Origin of the sequence: Bradyrhizobium sp. AC87j1, from assembly GCF_002936975.1 — a bacterium.
Lineage (GTDB): Bacteria > Pseudomonadota > Alphaproteobacteria > Rhizobiales > Xanthobacteraceae > Bradyrhizobium > Bradyrhizobium shewense.
The window spans coordinates 72274-90585 of record NZ_PTFE01000011.1 but is presented as its reverse complement, the minus strand read 5'-3'; the positions used below and the strand labels follow the sequence as shown (position 1 = coordinate 90585).

The 18312-nt window shown below is 63.8% G+C and carries 17 protein-coding genes; 9 read left to right on the top strand and 8 right to left on the bottom strand.

All coding sequences use genetic code 11. From position 1 onward, the window contains the following. Positions 1-233 precede the first annotated feature (233 nt). Positions 234-1253, top strand: coding sequence for an LLM class flavin-dependent oxidoreductase (locus CV770_RS09220; protein WP_104462084.1), 1020 nt, complete (start codon positions 234-236; stop codon positions 1251-1253). 127 nt (positions 1254-1380) lie between these two features. On the opposite strand, the gene CV770_RS09215 is transcribed toward CV770_RS09220, so the two are convergent. Beyond that, the gene (locus tag CV770_RS09215; protein WP_104462083.1) at positions 1381-2241 is read right to left on the bottom strand and encodes a prephenate dehydratase; all 861 of its coding nucleotides are present in this window, start codon (positions 2239-2241) and stop codon (positions 1381-1383) included. Positions 2242-2280: 39 nt separating this feature from the next. Beyond that, a complete protein-coding gene (locus CV770_RS09210) occupies positions 2281-3021 on the bottom strand; it encodes a 3-deoxy-manno-octulosonate cytidylyltransferase (RefSeq protein ID WP_104462082.1) in 741 nt (246 codons plus the stop codon). A 218-nt stretch (positions 3022-3239) separates the two neighbouring features. On the opposite strand from CV770_RS09210, the gene CV770_RS09205 reads away from it, so the two are divergent. From CV770_RS09205 to CV770_RS09180, 6 genes are all read left to right on the top strand, one after another. Next, complete coding sequence (locus tag CV770_RS09205; protein WP_092254355.1) at positions 3240-3794, top strand: c-type cytochrome; 555 nt, start codon at positions 3240-3242, stop codon at positions 3792-3794. 211 nt (positions 3795-4005) lie between these two features. Continuing rightward, positions 4006-5907 (top strand): extracellular solute-binding protein, encoded by a 1902-nt coding sequence (locus CV770_RS09200; RefSeq protein WP_104462081.1) that lies wholly within the window; start codon positions 4006-4008, stop codon positions 5905-5907. A gap of 14 nt (positions 5908-5921) precedes the next feature. Further along, positions 5922-7808 (top strand): extracellular solute-binding protein, encoded by a 1887-nt coding sequence (locus tag CV770_RS09195; protein ID WP_104462080.1) that lies wholly within the window; start codon positions 5922-5924, stop codon positions 7806-7808. 2 nt (positions 7809-7810) lie between these two features. Next, complete coding sequence (locus CV770_RS09190) at positions 7811-8920, top strand: microcin C ABC transporter permease YejB (protein ID WP_104462079.1); 1110 nt, start codon at positions 7811-7813, stop codon at positions 8918-8920. Next, positions 8920-10098 carry an ABC transporter permease gene (locus CV770_RS09185; RefSeq protein WP_104462078.1) on the top strand — a complete coding sequence of 393 codons (1179 nt, stop codon included), beginning with the start codon at positions 8920-8922 and terminating at the stop codon, positions 10096-10098. The genes CV770_RS09190 and CV770_RS09185 overlap by 1 nt, the downstream gene beginning before the upstream one ends. A 4-nt stretch (positions 10099-10102) precedes the next feature. Next, a complete protein-coding gene (locus CV770_RS09180) occupies positions 10103-11740 on the top strand; it encodes an ABC transporter ATP-binding protein (protein WP_201759769.1) in 1638 nt (545 codons plus the stop codon). Between the two features lie 90 nt (positions 11741-11830). Here the strand turns inward: CV770_RS09180 and CV770_RS09175 are convergent, their stop codons facing one another. The 4 genes from CV770_RS09175 to CV770_RS09160 form a co-directional block, all read right to left on the bottom strand. Then, entirely contained in the window at positions 11831-12058 is a 228-nt protein-coding gene (locus CV770_RS09175; protein ID WP_091955931.1) for a hypothetical protein, read from the bottom strand. A 35-nt stretch (positions 12059-12093) separates the two neighbouring features. Then, positions 12094-12375 carry a hypothetical protein gene (locus CV770_RS09170; protein ID WP_091955932.1) on the bottom strand — a complete coding sequence of 94 codons (282 nt, stop codon included), beginning with the start codon at positions 12373-12375 and terminating at the stop codon, positions 12094-12096. A 199-nt stretch (positions 12376-12574) separates the two neighbouring features. Beyond that, entirely contained in the window at positions 12575-13429 is an 855-nt protein-coding gene (locus CV770_RS09165; RefSeq protein ID WP_104462077.1) for a C40 family peptidase, read from the bottom strand. Beyond that, on the bottom strand, positions 13422-14795 hold the full coding sequence (locus CV770_RS09160) for a leucyl aminopeptidase family protein (RefSeq protein WP_104462076.1): 1374 nt from the start codon (positions 14793-14795) through the stop codon (positions 13422-13424). The genes CV770_RS09165 and CV770_RS09160 overlap by 8 nt, the downstream gene beginning before the upstream one ends. A gap of 200 nt (positions 14796-14995) precedes the next feature. Between CV770_RS09160 and CV770_RS09155 the strand changes: the two genes are divergently transcribed. After that, the gene (locus CV770_RS09155; RefSeq protein WP_091955935.1) at positions 14996-15199 is read left to right on the top strand and encodes a hypothetical protein; all 204 of its coding nucleotides are present in this window, start codon (positions 14996-14998) and stop codon (positions 15197-15199) included. 237 nt (positions 15200-15436) lie between these two features. Further along, positions 15437-16267 carry a tetratricopeptide repeat protein gene (locus CV770_RS09150; protein ID WP_104462075.1) on the top strand — a complete coding sequence of 277 codons (831 nt, stop codon included), beginning with the start codon at positions 15437-15439 and terminating at the stop codon, positions 16265-16267. A 75-nt stretch (positions 16268-16342) separates the two neighbouring features. On the opposite strand, the gene CV770_RS09145 is transcribed toward CV770_RS09150, so the two are convergent. Continuing rightward, on the bottom strand, positions 16343-17317 hold the full coding sequence (locus CV770_RS09145; protein WP_091955937.1) for a type II secretion system F family protein: 975 nt from the start codon (positions 17315-17317) through the stop codon (positions 16343-16345). A gap of 9 nt (positions 17318-17326) precedes the next feature. Next, positions 17327-18304, bottom strand: coding sequence for a type II secretion system F family protein (locus tag CV770_RS09140; protein ID WP_028142104.1), 978 nt, complete (start codon positions 18302-18304; stop codon positions 17327-17329). Positions 18305-18312 lie beyond the last annotated feature (8 nt).

Below are 18312 nucleotides of genomic sequence, written 5' to 3'. Positions count from 1 at the left end.
TGAGTGGGATACCGGTATCTTCATGATAATCTACTTATTTCAATAGTTTGTGGAAGTTCTGATGGATGCCTGAGGCAGACGACGTGGGTGGGCAGAATGGAATCAATGTTGTTGGAATTGCCTTTGGCCCACCGCCTCGCTTCGGTCGACTGCACGGGCTCGCGGTCTGCACACGTCAGATCTGCGCAGCCGCCCCATTGTCGCCGCGCGGCCCTCCACTAGGTTAGCGCGCCATGATCCCGCTCGCAGTCCTCGACCTCTCCGTCGTCACATCAGGCACCAGGCCTGCCGCGGCGCTGCGCAACAGCATCGACCTGGCGCGCCATGTCGATGGCCTCGGCTATGTCCGCTACTGGCTCGCCGAGCATCACAACCTCGCCTCGGTCGCGAGCCCCGCGCCCGACGTCATGATTGGGCAGATCGCGGCGGTGACGAAGCATATCCGCGTCGGCTCCGGCGGGGTGATGCTGCCCAACCACGCCCCGCTGGTCGTCGCCGAGCGATTCAAGATGCTGGAGGCGCTGTTTCCCGGCCGTATCGACCTCGGCCTTGGCCGGGCGCCCGGCACCGATGGCGCCACCGCCTATGCGCTTCGCAGCCGGCTCGACCGCCGCGAGGGCGACGATTTCCTGGAGCGGCTGCACGAGCTGATTCTGTGGGAGACCCGCGAATTTCCCGCAGGGCATCCCTACCACAACGTCGTCGCCATGCCCGACGACACCAAACTGCCGCCGATCTGGCTGCTCGGCTCCAGCGATTATTCCTCGGAATTGGCCGCACAGGTCGGCATGGGCTTCGCCTTCGCGCATCATTTCGCGTCCCACGACGCGGTCGACGCGATGGTGCATTATCGCAACCGCTTCCAGCCCTCGGCCTGGCGTGCGAGCCCCCACGCCATCCTCGCGGTCGCCGTCATCATCGCCGATACCGATGAGGAGGCCGAACGGCTCGCCAGCTCGTTCGACCTCAACCGGTTGCGCCGCGACCGCGGTCAATATCTGCCGCTGCCGAGCGTCGAGGAGGCACTGGCCTATCCTTACTCCGACTCCGAACGCACCTCGATTCTCCGCAACCGTTCCCGCCTGTTCGTCGGCAGCCCCGCGACGGTGCGGAAGAAACTGCAGCCGCTAATCGACGCGAGCAAGCCGGACGAGCTGATGGCGATCACAGCGGTGTACGATCACGAGGCGCGGAAGAAGTCGTATTCGCTGCTCGCCGAGGCGTTCGGGTTGGTGAAGCCGGCGGCCGCATAGGAGCTGCCGTGCCCCGGACGCAGCGCAACGCCCTTCAGCGGTGCGCTACTGAGCCGGGGCCCATCGCAGCGCCGGGGCGCGTCGCCCCTGTGTCCCGGCTCGCGCTTCGCGCGTCCGGGACACGAGATCAATCCTGCTGCGTCTCGCTGAACGTCGCGCGGAAGGGGTGGCCGGGATACACGCCGACGATGCGGAATTCGCGCGAGAAGAATTTCAGCTCCTCGATCGCGAAGGCGAGACCCTTGTCTTCAGGGTGGCCGTCGACGTCGGCGTAGAACTGCGTGGCAAAGAAATTGCCGTCGACCATGTAGCTTTCGAGCTTGGTCATGTTGACGCCGTTGGTGGCAAAGCCGCCGAGCGCCTTGTAGAGCGCGGCCGGCAAATTGCGCACCCGGAACACAAAAGTCGTGACCAGCGGGCCGGAGCCTTGGGCGGCCCATTTCGGCTCGCGCGCCAGCACCACGAAGCGGGTGGTGTTGTGCGCCTCGTCCTCGATGTCCTCCGCGAGGATGTCGAGGCCGTAGATCTTCGCGGCGAGGCGGGAGGCGATCGCGGCCACCGTCTTGTCCTTGCGCTCGGAGATGTCTCGAGCGCTGCCGGCGGTGTCGGCATGCACGATCGGCTTGATGCCGAGCTTGCGGATGATGCGCCGGCATTGGCCAAGCGCATGCACATGGCTCTCAACGCTCTTGATGTCATCGAGCTTGGTGCCCTTCACCGCCATCAGCTGATGCCGGACCGGCAAAAACCATTCACCGATGATGAAGAGGCCGGAGGCCGGCAAGAGGTGATGGATATCGGCAACACGGCCCGCGACCGAATTCTCGATCGGGATCATGCCGAGATCGGCCTCGCCCGAGGAGATCGCCGACAGCGCGTCCTCGAAGGTGGCGCAGGGCATCGGCTCGGCGTCGGGATAGGCCTCGACGATGGCGATGTGGGAATTGGCCCCGGGCTCGCCCTGGAATGCGATCTTCATCTTGCTCATGTCTTAAAAGTGCTCCTGGGTCGGCCTTGTAACAGCGGCTCAGGATTTGGAAAGGATGCTGCGGGCGGTTTCCAGGTCGGCCGGCGTGTCGACCCCGCGGGGCACGGTGTCGACGATGGTGAAGTCGATGCGCATTCCGGCCTCGAGCGCCCTGAGCTGTTCGAGCTTCTCCTGCAATTCCAGCGGCGAGGGCGGCAGCGAAACGTAACGCTCGAGCGCGGCGCGGCGATAGGCGTAGAGGCCTATATGGTGGTAACGCGGTCCGTCGCCGGTCGGCGCGGTCGCGCGTGTGAAATAAAGTGCACGCATGCGCTTGCCGCCGAGTGAGGTTCCGATCGCCTTCACGACGCTCGGGGCGAGGTCCTCCTCCTCGGTGTGGATCTGCGAAGCCAGTGTCGCGATGTCCACTGCCGGGTCTTGCAGGGGCGGCAGCACCTCGCGGATGTTGCCGATCGTGATCGTCGGGAAATCGCCCTGCAGATTGACCACGATCTCCGCCTTGCCGTCCGGATCGAGCTTCTGCATGGCCTCGTGGATACGGTCGGAGCCGGAGGGGTGTGTGGGGCTGGTCATCACGGCCTCGCCGCCATGGGCTGTCACGACCGAAGCGATCTCGGGCGTGTCGGTCGCGACCGCGACCCGGCCTATTCCGGCGGCCTCGGCGCGGCGCATCACGTGCACGATCATCGGCAATCCCGCGATATCGGCGAGTGGCTTGCCGGGCAGGCGGGTGGCGGCCATACGGGCCGGGATCAGCACCAGGATGCGAGGATCGATCATCGGGTCAAGAGCCTGGAAACGGGGCGTTTTCCGCTCCGAGAAATGGGGTGGGGACGGGCCGAAAGCCGGGTCGCTTATACGGGTTGCCAGACCCCCGGCAAACCGATATCTCAATGGCAAAACTCGGGGAAACAATAGGGAACGTTTGATTCTCCCGAGGCTCGTCCTGGCGGCCGATTGCGCCGCTGTTTCCTTCTTGCGGTGGGGCCTGGCCGGAAATGGACTCTTTCGAACTCAATAAAATCATGGGTGCCGTGCTTGGTACCTGTCTCTTTCTCTTGGTGACCAGCTTTACCGCCCAGGCTCTTTTCTCGCCCAAGATGCCGGAAAAGCCAGGCTTCGAGATCGCCGTGAAGGAAGACGCCGGCCACGGCAAGGAAGGCGGCGCTGCCGCCGCGGCCTCCGAGCCGATCGAAAAGTTGCTCCAGACCGCCTCCGTCGAAAAGGGCGCGGCGGCCGCCAAGAAGTGCGGTGCCTGCCACACTTTCGAGAAGGGTGGCCCGAATCGCGTCGGTCCGAACCTCTATGGCGTCGTCGGCGAGAAGAGGGGTGAGGGCCGCGGCGGCTTCAATTTCTCCGCTGCCATGAAGGGCAAGGGCGGTACCTGGACATTCGACGACCTGAACAAGTTCATCGCCAATCCGAAGGGCTTCATCCCGGGCACTGCGATGGGCTTCGCCGGTATTGCCAAGGATTCCGAGCGCGCCGACGTCATTGCCTATCTGAATTCGCTGTCAGAGCATCCTCAGCCGCTGCCGACCGCGTCGAAGTAAGGCCTCAAGAACCTGATCTGGAATATGCGGCCAGGCTGAAAAGCCTGGCCGTTTCCTTATCCGGGCCTCGCGGTGACGTTATCGGGGCGTTTGGCCGCATCCGTCGGGCCGTCCGGCCTTCCAAGATGAGGAAAAAGCAACATATTCGGTCGAAACCTCGCCTATATTGGGAACTTAAAGGAGTAGCCTCCTTCAAGACAGGAATGTTGATTTGGCCATCACCCGACGTGATCTCCTGCTCACCGGCACTGCGGCCGCAGCGCTCCCCGCCCTCGGTTCCGTAGCGGGCCTTTCCGTCGTCGGCAGTGCCGAGGCGCAATCGGCGAATGAGCTTCCTTGGCGCCATGCCTTGTCGCTGTTCGGAAAGGTTAAGTACCCCGCCGACTTCAAGCGCTTCGACTACGTCAATCCGGAAGCGCCCAAAGGCGGCGTCGCGCGCCAGATCGCGGTCGGCACCTTCGACAATTTCAATATCGTCGTGTCGGGCGTGAAGGGGCAGGTCGCCGGTGCCGTCGCATTCATCTACGAATCCCTCACGACGCCCTCGCTCGACGAAGTCTCGACCGAATACGGCGCGCTCGCCGAGGCCGTCAGCCATCCGGACGATTTCTCTTTCGTCACCTATCGTTTGCGGCCGGAGGCCAAATGGCACGACGGCAAACCTGTTACCGCGGATGACGTGATCTTCTCGCTCGATTCCTTCAAGAAGCACCACCCGATGTACTCGGCCTATTACAGCCATGTGGTGAAGGCCGAAAAGGTCGGCGAGCGCGAGGTGAAATTCGTATTCGACGCGCCGGGCAACCGCGAACTGCCGCAGATCGTCGGGCAACTCACGGTCCTGCCGAAGCATTGGTGGGAAGGGACCGACGCGCAGGGCCGCAAGCGCGACGTGTCCGCCACCACGCTCGAAGTGCCGCTCGGTTCCGGCCCCTACAGGGTCAAGGACTTCGTTGCAGGACGGTCGATCGCGCTGGAGCGCGTCAAGGACTATTGGGGCCGCGACCTCGCCTCCAATGTCGGTCGCAACAATTTCGACGAGCTGCGCTACGAATATTTCCGCGACGCCACCGTCGCGATCGAGGCCTTCAAGGCCGACCAGGTCGATTGGCGCACCGAGAACAGCGCGAAGAACTGGGCGACAGCCTACGACTTCCCGGCCGTGAGCGAAAAGCGCGTGATCCTCGAGGAGTTCGCCAATCGCAGCTCGGGCGTGATGCAGGCGTTCGTGCCGAACCTGCGCCGCGGCAAGTTCAGCGACCCGCGCGTGCGGCGCGCGCTCAACTACGCGTTCGACTTCGAGGAGATGAACAAGCAGATCTTCTACGGCCAGTACAAGCGCATCAACAGCTATTTCGACGGCATCGACGAGCTCATGGCGACCGGCTTGCCGCAGGGCAAGGAGCTTGAGATCCTCGAGACCGTGCGCGCCCAGGTCCCGCCCGAAGTCTTCACCACGGCCTACACCAATCCGGTCGGCGGCAGCCCGGAAGCCGTGCGCGATAATTTGCGCGAGGCGCTGCGGCTGTTCAAGGAGGCCGGCTACGAGGTGCGCGACCGCAAGCTGACCGACGTCAAGACCGGCGCCCAGTTCACCCTGGAGCTGCTGAACTCGGATCCGAGCTTCGAGCGGATCACGCTGTTCTACAAGCCGTCGCTGGAGCGGCTCGGCATTGCGGTGAGCGTGCGGACGGTCGATCCGACCCAATACGAAAACAGGACGCGCGAGTGGGATTTCGATGTCGTCACCAACTCGTGGGGCGAGTCGCAGTCGCCGGGCAACGAGCAGCGCGAATTCTGGTCGTCCAAGACGGCCGACATCGCAGGTTCGCGCAACATTGGCGGCATCAAGAATCCGGCAGTCGACAAGCTGATCGAGCGGGTGATCTACGCCAGGGATCGCGACGATCTCGTCGCCGCGACCAAGGCGCTCGACCGCGTGCTGCTGTGGAATCATTACGTCGTGCCGCAATGGACCTATACGAAGGTACGCACCGCGCGCTGGGACCGTTTCGGCCGGCCGACGGAAATGCCCAGATACGGTCAGTCCGGCTTCCCGTTCATCTGGTGGTACGACGCAGACAAGGCGGCGCGGATCGCAAAGAAGTCGTGAAGGATATTCCCCGCATGAGGCAGATGTCACGCCGCCACGTGCTGGCCTTGGGTGTCGGCAGCGCCGTTGGTGCGTCCCTGAATGCGCAGCTGCTGCGTGGCGCGCGTGCATCGGAAGCCGGGATCGAGGCTCACGGCATCTCGGCGTTCGGCGATCTCAAATATCCCGCCGACTTCCACCATTTCGACTACGTCAACGTCGATGCGCCGAAAGGCGGCACGTTCTCACTCATTCCGTCGGTGCGCGCCTACAACCAATCCTACCAGACCTTCAACTCCCTCAACGCCTTCATCCTGAAGGGCGACGGCGCTCAGGGCATGGACATGACGTTTGCGCCACTGATGGTGCGCGCAAGCGACGAGCCTGATGCGATGTACGGGCTTGCAGCCAAATCCGTGCAGATATCGCCGGACAAGCTGGTCTACCGCTTCACGATGCGGCCGGAGGCGAAATTCCACGATGGCACGAAGCTCACCGCGCAGGATGCGGCGTTTTCGTTGATGACGCTGAAGACCAAGGGACATCCCCTGATCCTGGTGCAGCTGCGCGACATGGTCGGCGCGGAGGCGGTCGACGACGCAACGCTCGTCGTCACCTTTGCCAAGGGGCGGGCGCGCGACGTGCCGCTCTATGCCGCCAGCCTGCCGATCTTCTCGAAGGCCTATTACGCGTCTCGCCCGTTCGATGAATCGTCTCTGGAGATCCCGCTGGGCTCGGGTCCGTACAAGGTCGGTAAGTTCGAGGTCAATCGCTATATCGAGTATGAGCGGGTGAAGGATTGGTGGGCTGCCGATCTGCCGCCCTGCCGCGGTGCCTATAATTTCGATGTCGTGCGCTATGAGTTCTATCGCGACCGCGACGTCGCTTTCGAAGGGTTTACCGGCAAGAACTATCTCTACCGGGAAGAGTTCACCTCACGCATCTGGGCGACGCGATACGACTTCGCGGCCGTGAAGGATGGCCGCGTCAAGCTCGAGATCGTGCCCGACGACACGCCGTCCGGCGCGCAGGGCTGGTTCATCAACACCCGACGCGAGAAATTCAGAGATCCCCGCGTGCGCGAGGCCCTGATCGACGCTTTCGACTTCGAATGGACCAACAAGACCATCATGTACGGCGCCTATGCCCGTACGGTGTCGCCGTTCCAGAACTCCGATCTCATGGCCAGCAACGGGCCTCCGTCGCCGGAAGAGCTGAAGCTGCTCGAGCCATTCCGCGGTCAGGTTCCCGATGAGGTGTTCGCTGCGCCCTTCGCGCCGCCGGTTTCCGACGGATCGGGGCAGGACCGAGCTCTCTTGCGCAAGTCGCAGCAGCTGCTCAACGAAGCCGGCTTTCCGATCAAGGATGGCAAGCGAATGCTGCCGAGCGGAGAGGTGTTCAAGATTGAATTCCTGGCGGAGGAGCCTTCGCTTCAGCCGCATCACGCGCCGTATATCAAGAACTTGGGGACGCTCGGCATCGAGGCGAGCCTCCGCCTCGTCGATGCCGTGCAATATCGCGCGCGCGTGGAGGATTTCGACTTTGACATGACGATCCAGCGCTTCAGCATGTCGGCGACGCCGGGCGATGCCATGCGGGCGTTCTTCTCGTCGCAAGTCGCCGCAACCAAGGGCTCGTACAATCTCGCGGGCGTCGCCAGCCCGGCGATCGACGCCATGATCGAGAAGATCATGGCAGCCGAGAGCCGCGAGGAATTGACTGTCGCCTGCCGTGCCTTTGACCGCTTGTTCCGCGCCGGCCGCTATTGGGTGCCGCAATGGTATAACAAGACGCACCGGCTCGCGTACTGGGATCAGTTCAGCCATTCCCAGAAGCTGCCGCGCTACGCCAATGGCGTCGGGGCTCCCGACATCTGGTGGTCCGACCGCGCCAAGGCGGCCAAGCTCGAGCAGGCGAAATAGCCATGAGTGCCTATATCGCCCGCCGTATTCTCCTGATGATTCCGACCTTGCTCGGAATCCTGTTCGTCTCCTTCATCGTCGTGCAGTTCGCGCCGGGCGGCCCGGTCGAGCGCGTGATCGCGCAGCTCTCGGGGGCCGACACCGGCGGCACCTCGCGCATTTCGGGCGGCAGCGACTTTGCGCAGCGCGCGCCCGGGCAGGTCGGGGCGGGGGGCGATGCCATCAACTCGAAATATCGCGGCGCGCAGGGCCTCGATCCCGACTTCATCAAGAAGCTCGAGGCACAGTTCGGCTTCGACAAGCCGGCGCCGGAACGCTTCGCGCTGATGGTTTGGAATTTTGCCCGCTTCGATTTCGGCAAGAGCTATTTCCGCGACGTCAGCGTGCTCCAGCTGATCAAGGAGAAGCTGCCGGTCTCGATCTCGCTCGGCATCTGGCTGACATTGATCACCTATCTGATCTCGATCCCGCTCGGCATCCGCAAGGCGGTGAAGGACGGCACGCGCTTCGACACCTGGACATCGACCGTTCTCGTGCTGGGCTATGCCATTCCAGGCTTTCTGTTCGCGATCCTCCTCATCATCCTGTTTGCCGGCGGCTCGTTCTTCAACTGGTTTCCGCTGCGCGGACTGACCTCGGACGGCTGGTCGCAGTTTCCCTGGTACTGGAAGATTATCGATTATTTCTGGCATTTGACGCTGCCGCTGATCGCCATGGGGCTCGGTGCCTTCACCACCATGACGTTCCTGACCAAGAACTCGTTCCTGGACGAGATTCGCAAGCAATACGTCATGACAGCGCGCGCCAAGGGCTGCGGCGAGGGCCGGGTGCTTTACGGCCATGTCTTCCGCAATGCGATGCTGATCGTGATCGCGGGCTTCCCAGGGACGTTCATTCACGCCTTCTTTTCAGGCTCGCTTCTGATCGAGACCATCTTCTCGCTGGACGGGCTTGGGCTACTCAGCTTCGAGAGCGTGCTCAATCGCGACTATCCCGTGGTGTTCGGCACGCTCTACATCTTTTCGCTGGTCGGCCTCGTGATCAATTTGGTCTCCGACCTCACCTATATGTGGATCGACCCACGGATCGATTTCGAGGCGCGGGAGGTCTGATGACGGTTACCGCGCCGACGCCGATCGAGACCACGACCCAGTCCCCGCTGGGTGAGGTCGTTCCGATCACGCGCAAGCCCTTCGCGCCTTCGCCGCTCAACAGGCGGCGGTGGCGGAACTTCAAGGCGAACCGCCGCGGCTACTGGTCGTTCTGGATCTTCATCGCCCTGTTCGTGGTCTCGCTGTTCGCGGAGTTGATCGCCAACGATCGGCCTTTCCTGATCAAGTTCGACGGCCGGCTCTATTGGCCCGCTTTCGTGACCTATTCGGAAACCACCTTCGGCGGCGACTTCGAGACCGCGGCCGACTATCGCGACCCCTATTTGCAGAAGCTAATCAAGGACAAGAACGGCACCATCGTCTGGCCCCTGATCCGTTATTCTTACGACACCCACAATCTCGACCTGCCGACACCGGCGCCGTCGCCGCCGACCTGGATGTTGACGGAAGCGCAATGCAAGCCGGTGGTGGAGAAGAAGGGGCTGAAGAGCTGCCGCGACCTCGAATATAACTGGCTCGGGACGGACGATCAGGGGCGCGACGTGGTCGCCCGGCTGATCTATGGCTTCCGCATCTCGGTGCTGTTCGGCCTTTGCCTCACCATCGTCTCGTCCGTCATCGGCATCGCAGCGGGGGCGGTGCAGGGATATTTCGGCGGGCGGGTCGATCTCATCTTCCAGCGCTTCATCGAGATCTGGACCGCGATTCCCTCGCTCTATCTTCTCCTGATCCTGTCCTCGGTGCTCGTGCCGGGCTTCTTCGTGCTGCTCGGCATCCTCCTGCTGTTCTCCTGGGTCTCGCTGGTCGGTCTGGTGCGGGCCGAGTTCCTGCGCGGACGCAATTTCGAATACATCCAGGCGGCGCGGGCGCTCGGCGTCTCCAACCCCGTCATCATGTTCCGCCACCTGCTGCCGAACGCGATGGTCGCGACCATGACGTTCCTGCCCTTCATCGTGTCGAGCTCGGTTATGACGCTGACGGCGCTCGATTTCCTGGGCTTCGGCCTGCCGCCGGGATCGCCTTCGCTCGGCGAATTGCTATCGCAGGCCAAGGCCAATGTGCAGGCCCCCTGGCTCGGCTTCTCCGGCTTCTTCTCGGTCGCGAGCATGCTGTCGCTCCTGATCTTCATCGGCGAAGCCGTGCGCGACGCCTTCGATCCGCGCAAGACGTTCAGGTAGGCCGATGGACGCGATCAACCAGCCCCTGCTTGCCGTTCGCGATCTCTCGGTGGCCTTTCACCAGGGCGGCTCCACCACGCTCGCGGTCGACAAGGTCTCCTTCCAGATCAAGCGCGGCGAATGCCTGGCGCTGGTCGGCGAATCCGGCTCCGGCAAGTCCGTCAGCGCGCTCTCGATCCTCAAGCTGTTGCCCTATCCGAACGCCTCGCATCCCTCGGGCAGCATCCGCTTCAAGGGGCAGGAGCTGATCGACCGATCCGAGCAGCAGATGCGGGAGATTCGCGGCAGCGACATCTCCATCATCTTCCAGGAGCCGATGACCTCGCTCAACCCGCTGCACACGATCGAGGCGCAGATCGGCGAGATCATCCAGCTGCACAATCCGACCAGCAATGCCGAGGCGCGCCGGCGGACGCTGGAATTGCTGACGCAGGTCGGCATTCCCGAGCCGGAGACGCGACTGAAGAGCTATCCGCATCAGCTCTCCGGCGGTCAGCGCCAGCGTGTGATGATCGCGATGGCGCTCGCCAACGAGCCCGATCTGTTGATCGCGGACGAGCCGACGACGGCGCTCGACGTCACGGTGCAGGCGCAGATCCTGACGCTGCTCGCCGAGATCCGCTCGCGGCTCGGCATGAGCCTGCTCTTCATCACCCACGATCTCGGCATCGTGCGCCGCATCGCCGACACCGTCTGTGTCATGAAGAGCGGCGAGATCGTCGAGCAGGGGCCGGTCGAGCAGGTCTTCAGGGGCCCGAAGCATCCTTATACGCGCGACCTGCTCGCGGCGGAGCCGAAACCCGATCCGGCGCCGCCGCAGCCGGGTGCGCAGGTGGTGATGTCCGCCAACGACCTGAAGGTCTGGTTTCCGATCAAGCGCGGCCTGATGCGCAAGACGGTAGGCCACATCAAGGCGGTCGACGGCGTCAGCATCGCCGTGCGCAAGGGCGAGACGCTCGGTGTGGTCGGCGAGTCAGGCTCGGGCAAGACCACGCTGGGGCTCGCGCTGCTGCGGCTGATCTCCTCGAACGGACGCATCGTGTTCCTGGGGAAAGACATCCAGGGGCTGCGTTTCAAGGAGATGCGGCCGTTCCGGCGCGACATGCAGATCGTGTTCCAGGACCCGTTCGGCTCGCTCAGCCCGCGCATGTCGGTCGCCGACATCATCGCCGAAGGTCTCTCGGTGCATCAGCCGAAGCTGTCGCACGAAGAGCGCGAGGCGCGCGTCGTCAAGGCGCTGGAGGACGTCGGGCTGAAGCCTGACACCCGCTACCGCTATCCCCATGAATTCTCCGGCGGCCAGCGCCAGCGCATCAGCATCGCGCGGGCGGTCGTGCTGGAGCCGGATTTCGTCGTGCTGGACGAGCCGACCAGCGCGCTCGACATGCTGTTCCAGGCGCAGATGGTCGATCTGTTGCGCGAACTCCAGCGCAAGCGCGAGCTCACCTACATGTTCATCTCGCACGATCTGCGCGTCGTCGCGTCGCTTGCGAGCCATCTGATCGTGATGCGCGGCGGCAAGGTCGTCGAAGAGGGGCAGGCCGCCGAGCTGTTCAAGAACCCGAAGACCGAATACACGCGCGCGCTGTTCGCGGCGGCGTTCCGGCTGGAGACGGCGGGCAACGGGTCGGTGGCGACGTAGCCTGTCATTTCCAGACGCGCGACATTGCGGCGCCCGGAGCGTTTCGCCGGAGCAGGCTGCACGGGGCAGCCCGCGCAGCCCGCCTTGATGTTACGCGGCGCGTTCCTTGTCTGACGCTTCCTCGAGTGTGGCCGCAGTATCTTCCAGCTTCTTGTCGTAATTGGCCTCGAGCCTCTCGATACTATCGGCCCACATCCTCAGCATTGAGACCTGGAAGTGCATCATCGGCTTCAAGGCATTCATGCCGATTGCTGTCGCTGCGGCGATCCGCCGTTGAGGGTCGGGCACGAAACGGTTTGCATTGGTGTCGTCTGCCATGCTGTTCGCTCCTTCGCTCTGGTGTATGACCTAAGCTATCTGTCCTGTTGCGAACTGCTTGCTTCCAAACGCTCGGCCAGAAGTTGATCTGCCGCGCGGCGCGCGCATTGGTCGTCATGCAATTCATCCAGCTTTTTCAAGTAGGCGACCGCGGCTATCTGCAAGAGATCGAAATCATCCTCGCCGGTACCGCGAAGATTGGAGATGTAGCTGTAGAGGGCGGAACGCCTGTCGTCGTTCTCGCTGATGCCGCTGTGGAGCAGCAAGTAGTTTCGCCAAGCGAACGCACACGCGCCTTCTCTGGCTTGAGAACTCATGGGCACCTCCTAAAGCCAGAGAAAGACTGACGCCGCGTTTCGTTCCGCAAATCTCCTCAGATGTAACGTTGTTCCGTAGCTGCGCCGCAAGGTAAACCATTCTGCCGGTGCCAATGCGCCCGTTCCGTCAGCAACCGCGTCCGAAACCTGCTCGGATGCCGAGAACAAAGATCGGGTACGACCCTCTCGATCCACGGCCCTAGAGCCGCTTGATCGCGACGACCTCGCTGCCGGCCTGCCTGATCCGAGCAATCGCCGGCTGGATCGCCTCGATCACCGTCGCCATGTGATGCGCGTTGGCGTGAACCATCGTGCTGCCATCGCGGACGATGGCGACATGGCCCTTCCAGAAAATGAGATCGCCGCGCAGCAAGCTGCTGCGCTCATGCGGCTCCAGTGCGCGGCCGAGCCCCGCCAGTTGCATGTCGCTGTCGCGTGGGCAGCCGATGCCCGCCGATGTCAACGAGACCTGGACGAGGCCGGAGCAATCGATGCCGAAACTGCTTTTGCCGCCCCAGAGATAGGGCGTGCCGACGAAGCGTTCGGCGACCGTCACAAAATCCGGCTCGCGATGATCGAGCGGGGCGAGATGGGCCTTGGGCAAATATTGTCCATCGCGCGTCACGGCGAAGCTGCCGTCCTCGCGCGCCACAGCCAACCTGGATCCCATCACGAGCGTATCGGCCGGCGGCAGCTTGATCGAGGGACCGGGGAAGGCGAACGTCCGCAGCGCGCTGACCACATGGGTCGGCGTCGCCGAGGGTTTCATGAGCGCTGCATCCGGCAGCCAACCCACATAGCCATCGCCATTGAGCTGGCCCCACGCCCAGCCCTCGCCGTTGCGGTCGTAGACCGTGACGCGTTCGCCGCGCAGCGCCTCCGTCATCAGCATCGCGCCCGACGACGGTTGCTCGCGCACCGGCGCGACCGGATCAACCACCTCGAATTCCTCGCCGGTGACGAAGCGATCCGCCTCGACCTTGCCTTCGAGATATTTCGCGGCGAGGTCGGCCCGCGCCGGCGTCAGCCTCGGGTCGTATTTTGGATCATGCATAGCGCTCGCTCAGCAAGCTGTAGATGGCGCGCGCGGCCTGGCACTCGCCGCCCTCGGGCCGCGCGGGTTTTGCCGACGGAGTCCAGCCGTAGATGTCGACATGCAGCCAGCTCTTGGCCTGATCGACGAAGCGTTGCAGGAACAGCGCGCAGGTGATCGAGCCGGCAAAGCCGCCTGATGGTGCGTTGGTGATGGTAGCGGTCTTGGAGTCCAGCCAGGAATCGTAAGGCGGCCACAACGGCATGCGCCACAACGGATCGTTCTCCTTCGCCGCGCAGCGCGACAGGTCGGTGGCAAGGCTCTCATCATTGGTGTAAAAGGGCGGCAAATCCGGTCCCAGCGCGACACGCGCGGCACCGGTCAGCGTGCCCAGATCGATCAGCAGATCGGGCTTTTCCTCATCAGCCAGCGCCAGCGCGTCGGCGAGCACCAGCCGGCCCTCCGCATCCGTATTGCCGATCTCCACCGTGATGCCCTTGCGCGAAGTGAAGATGTCGAGCGGGCGGAAGGCGTTGCCGGCGACCGCGTTCTCCACCGCCGGAATCAGCACGCGCAGCCGCACCTTCAGCTTCGCATCCATCACCATGCGCGCCAGCGCGAGGACGTTGGCCGCGCCGCCCATGTCCTTCTTCATGATCAGCATGCCGCTCGACGGCTTGAGGTCGAGCCCGCCGGTGTCGAAGCAGACGCCCTTGCCGACCAGCGTCACCTTGGGATGATCGGGATCGCCCCAGCCGATGTCGATCAGCCGCGGCGCGCGGTTCGAGGCCATGCCGACGGCGTGGATCAGCGGGAAGTTCTTCTCCAGATCATCGCCGACGGTGCAGGCGAAGCTTGCGCCGAACTCTGCTGCGAGGTCTTGCGCGGCGGCGGCCAGCTCCGCCGGCCCCATGTCGTTGGAGGGCGTGTTGATGAGGTCGCGCGCGAGCATCGCCGCGCCAGCGATCCGCTCGATCTCGGCCGCATCGATGCCATCGGGCGGCACCAGCCGGACGTCGGGCCTGTCAGCCTTGCGGTAGCGCGCGAAGCGATAGCGCCCGATCGCAAAGGCGAGCGCCGCCAGCCGTGCATCGTGGGGTGCATTGGCAAAGCGATAGACCCCCGACGGCAGCAGGCCGGGCAGGGCGCCGGGCCGGAACAGGTCGCGCGATCTCGCCCCCTCGTCCTCGAGGCCGAACAGCACCTGTGCGATTGCGCCGTCGGGCGCAGGCAGCGCCAGATAGGCGCCCGGCTTGGCGGCAAAGGCGCATACCGCGGCGAACGCACGTTGCGGCGGCGGCAGCGCCTCGGCGACCTGATCCCAGCTCGATTTGGTGACGAAGGTGATCGGGATGGCGGCGGGTGACGTCTCGAAGACAGAAGGCATTGGCGGGTCCGGATCGTCAGATCAAACGGGTCATGCGAATGGATGAGACTTCGCAGAGTTTCGCCGCCGCTGCAATCGGCTTTGCTGTCACCGTTCAGCGAGCCGCTACTCGCGGCGAGGGGGCCATGCTAGGTTCCGGCAACGGTCGCCAGAGTTGGAGATCAGGCGACCGACGACAAGGCGCGCCGGGAGGAAATGCAATGGAATTTGTGTGGAGCGTGGTCACATTCATTGGCGAGGCCGTCGAGGCGATCTTCGGCTATGTCGAGCATCACCATTGGATCTTCGCGTTCCTTGCCGGCGGTTACGTCTTCTATCTCCACGACCGCTCGGTCCACGCGCGGTTCGATGCGCTCGACAGGCGCGTCGACGAAATCCGCAAACGGCTTGCCATCGAATATTGATCGGGCGAGACCAAACCGTCGTCGCTCGTATCTCGTATCTCGTGTTGAGAACGGCCGTTCCCGAGAGCGCGGTTTCGACCTGCTGCTGCTGGATTGCAACCGCGCAAGCCTGACGACGCTTGCGAGCGGGAATATCGACGAGAGCACGGCCCGGGGGCCGTGTTAACCGGCCGTTAGGGTTAACAGTCTATTGCTGGCGCGTTCGGCTCGATCAATCGGCTCGAGAGTCAAAGCGTCATGCGTCTACGGTTCAGTCTTGCTCGGCTTCTTGCGTCCACCTCGCTGGTCGCGGCGGTGGCCATGGGTCTCGGCGGCTGCACGGGCATGTCGAAACTCTCCGACGTGACGGGCTCGATCGGCGGACCACGGGCAGAGGCGGCTCCCACCGATCGCGCGGCCGCAGATCCGGCGCGCGCCGTCGAGGTCTATGGCGAGCGCTACCGCGCCAATCCCAAGGATGCCGATGCCGCGCTCGCCTACGGTCAGGCGTTGCGCGCCAACGGTCAGCGCGCCCAGGCCGCCGCTATGCTCGAGCAGGCGACCATCGCCAATCCCGGCAACAAGGCGCTGCTCGCCCAATACGGCCGCGCCCTCGCCGACAACGGCAATTTCCAGCAGGCTTACGACGTGCTGTCGAAAGCGCATTCGCCTGACAATCCGGACTGGCGCCTGCTCTCGGTGCAGGGCACCGCGCTGGACCAGATGGGCCGTCACGAGGAAGCGCGTTCCTACTACGCCAGCGCGCTCAAGATCGCACCGGGTGATCCCGGCGTGCTCTCCAATCTCGGCCTGTCCTACATGTTGTCGAGAGACCTTCCGAAGGCCGAAGAGGCGCTGCGGCAGGCCTACGCCTCGCCGCGTGCGAGCATCCGGGTGCGGCAGAATCTGGGCCTTGTCGTCGGTCTGCAGGGCCGCTTCGCCGAAGCCGAGACCATCGTGAAGGCAGATCTGCCACCGGATCAGGCCGCGGCCAACGTCGTCTATCTCAAGGAGATGCTCAGCCGCAGCGACACTCCCCGCGGCGCACCGAAGCGGACGCCGGTCGCCTCGCTCAGCCAGCCCGACTGATCAGACCTGATCGTCTCTTCTATCGTCTCATCCTGAAAGTTGCCCGCGAGCCGCATGCGCGCCACGGGTCTTGCGTCATTGCATCTCGGAGATCTTGATGCCGGTCGGTCCGAGAATGACGACGAACAGCACGGGCAGGAAGAACAGGATCATCGGCACGGTCAGCTTCGGCGGCAGGGCGGCAGCCTTCTTTTCGGCCTCGTTCATGCGCATGTCGCGATTTTCCTGCGCCATGACGCGCAAGGAATGTCCGAGCGGGGTGCCGTAACGCTCCGCCTGCTGAAGCGCGAGACAGACCGATTTGACGCCCTCGAGTCCGGTGCGTCGCGCCAAATTCTCGTAAGCGACCTTGCGATCCTGCAGATAGGATAATTCGGCCGTGGTCAGCGTGAACTCCTCCGACAGTGCGATCGACTGTCCCACGATCTCGGTGGCGACTTTCCGGAACGCCATTTCGACTGACATGCCGGATTCGATGCAGATCAGAAGCAGGTCGAGCGCATCGGGAAAAGCGCGCTTGATCGAGAGCTGGCGCTTGGAGATCGCATTCCTGAGGAACAGCATCGGCGCCTGGAGGCCGAGATAGGCGGCGCCGATGCAGATGCCTATCTTGATCGGCATGCCCTGCTGCAGATGCGCGATCAAGAAAACGTAGACGACCGAGCCGATGAAGAGCACCATCGGCGCGACCATGCGGGCAAACAGGAAGGTGATGTAGGGCGCCTGACCGCGGTAACCCGCCATGATCAGCTTGTCGCGCGCGGCTTCCTGCGCGAGCCATTTGGTGAGGTTGAAGTCCTCGACGACCTTGGAGACGAGCTGCTTCGGCGTCTGGCGCAGCGTGACCTTTTCATTCTTGTGAAGGCGCTCACGCTCGCGCTGCCGGATGCGCTCGCGCTCGCTTGCCACCGCCTTCATGCGCTTGGAGAGGCCCTCGCCGGCGAACAGGGGCATCACCAGCGTATAGACGGTGGCGCTGGCGGCAATGGCCGCCAGCATCATGGTCATGAAGTGGACGTCATGTAGTTTCGCGACGAGAAACTGGACCATACTGCACCGTCAGAAATCGAAATTGATCATCTTCTTCATCACCATGATGCCGACCGCCATCCAGACGACGCAGCCGACCAGCATGAGCTGGCCGGTAGGATGGGTCCACAGCACCGAGATGTAATGAGGCGTCGTGAGATAGACGAGGAACATCACGATCGGCGGCAGCGAGCCGATGATGCCGGCCGAGGCCTTGGCTTCCATCGACATGGCCTGGATCTTTTCCCTCATCTTCTTGCGGTCGCGCAGCACCTTGGAAAGGTTGCCGAGCGCTTCGGAGAGGTTGCCGCCGGATTTCTGTTGGATCGAGATGACGATGCCGAAGAAGTTGGCCTCCGGCAACGGCATGCGATCATAGAGCCGCGAGCAGGCCTCGCCGAGCGGCATGCCGATCGCCTGGGTCTCGATGATCGCCAGAAACTCGCTGCGCAGCGGCTCGGGCGCGTCGGCCGCGACGACCTTGATCGATTCGAACAAGGGCAGGCCTGCCTTGATGCCGCGGACGATCACGTCGACCGCATCGGGCAGTGCCGCCAGGAACTTGGCCTCGCGGCGCTTTTTCAGGAAGCCCAGTGCCCATCGCGGCAGGCCGAAGCCGCCGGCAAAGGCGAGGCCGGCAGCACCGATCAGGCCGCCGCCGGCGAACAGGGCGGCTGCGAAGAACGCGCCCGCCACGGCGGCGGAGACGATCCAGAATTTCTGCGGCGTCCAATCGAGCCCCGCCTGCGACAGGCGGACGGGGAGTGGAGCGCTCTTCTCCTGCAGGCGTCGCGCCTCGAGATCCTTCAGCGTGGTCTCGACCTGCTCGCGGCGCGAGCGCTGGGTTTTCTCGGCTTGGCGGGCCGTGGGCGCCTCGGCGCGCGAGATCGAGGCGCGGCGGCTTTCGGCCTTTCGTTCCCCGGACAGCAGCGGATAGAGGAAGACCCAGGCGATGCCGCCGACCGCCGCGGTGGCGAGGAATGCGAGGGCGAGGACCTGCATGTTCATGCTGACCT

Excerpts from the sequence above, each read along its gene's own strand:
- CV770_RS09220 (WP_104462084.1), top strand. The coding sequence starts at position 234 with ATGATCCCGCTCGCAGTCCTCGACCTCTCCGTCGTCACATCAGGCACC.
- CV770_RS09215 (WP_104462083.1), bottom strand. The coding sequence starts at position 2,241 with ATGAGCAAGATGAAGATCGCATTCCAGGGCGAGCCCGGGGCCAATTCC.
- CV770_RS09210 (WP_104462082.1), bottom strand. The coding sequence starts at position 3,021 with ATGATCGATCCTCGCATCCTGGTGCTGATCCCGGCCCGTATGGCCGCC.
- CV770_RS09205 (WP_092254355.1), top strand. The coding sequence starts at position 3,240 with ATGGACTCTTTCGAACTCAATAAAATCATGGGTGCCGTGCTTGGTACC.
- CV770_RS09195 (WP_104462080.1), top strand. The coding sequence starts at position 5,922 with ATGAGGCAGATGTCACGCCGCCACGTGCTGGCCTTGGGTGTCGGCAGC.
- CV770_RS09190 (WP_104462079.1), top strand. The coding sequence starts at position 7,811 with ATGAGTGCCTATATCGCCCGCCGTATTCTCCTGATGATTCCGACCTTG.
- CV770_RS09185 (WP_104462078.1), top strand. The coding sequence starts at position 8,920 with ATGACGGTTACCGCGCCGACGCCGATCGAGACCACGACCCAGTCCCCG.
- CV770_RS09180 (WP_201759769.1), top strand. The coding sequence starts at position 10,103 with ATGGACGCGATCAACCAGCCCCTGCTTGCCGTTCGCGATCTCTCGGTG.
- CV770_RS09175 (WP_091955931.1), bottom strand. The coding sequence starts at position 12,058 with ATGGCAGACGACACCAATGCAAACCGTTTCGTGCCCGACCCTCAACGG.
- CV770_RS09170 (WP_091955932.1), bottom strand. The coding sequence starts at position 12,375 with ATGAGTTCTCAAGCCAGAGAAGGCGCGTGTGCGTTCGCTTGGCGAAAC.
- CV770_RS09165 (WP_104462077.1), bottom strand. The coding sequence starts at position 13,429 with ATGCATGATCCAAAATACGACCCGAGGCTGACGCCGGCGCGGGCCGAC.
- CV770_RS09160 (WP_104462076.1), bottom strand. The coding sequence starts at position 14,795 with ATGCCTTCTGTCTTCGAGACGTCACCCGCCGCCATCCCGATCACCTTC.
- CV770_RS09155 (WP_091955935.1), top strand. The coding sequence starts at position 14,996 with ATGGAATTTGTGTGGAGCGTGGTCACATTCATTGGCGAGGCCGTCGAG.
- CV770_RS09150 (WP_104462075.1), top strand. The coding sequence starts at position 15,437 with ATGCGTCTACGGTTCAGTCTTGCTCGGCTTCTTGCGTCCACCTCGCTG.
- CV770_RS09145 (WP_091955937.1), bottom strand. The coding sequence starts at position 17,317 with ATGGTCCAGTTTCTCGTCGCGAAACTACATGACGTCCACTTCATGACC.
- CV770_RS09140 (WP_028142104.1), bottom strand. The coding sequence starts at position 18,304 with ATGAACATGCAGGTCCTCGCCCTCGCATTCCTCGCCACCGCGGCGGTC.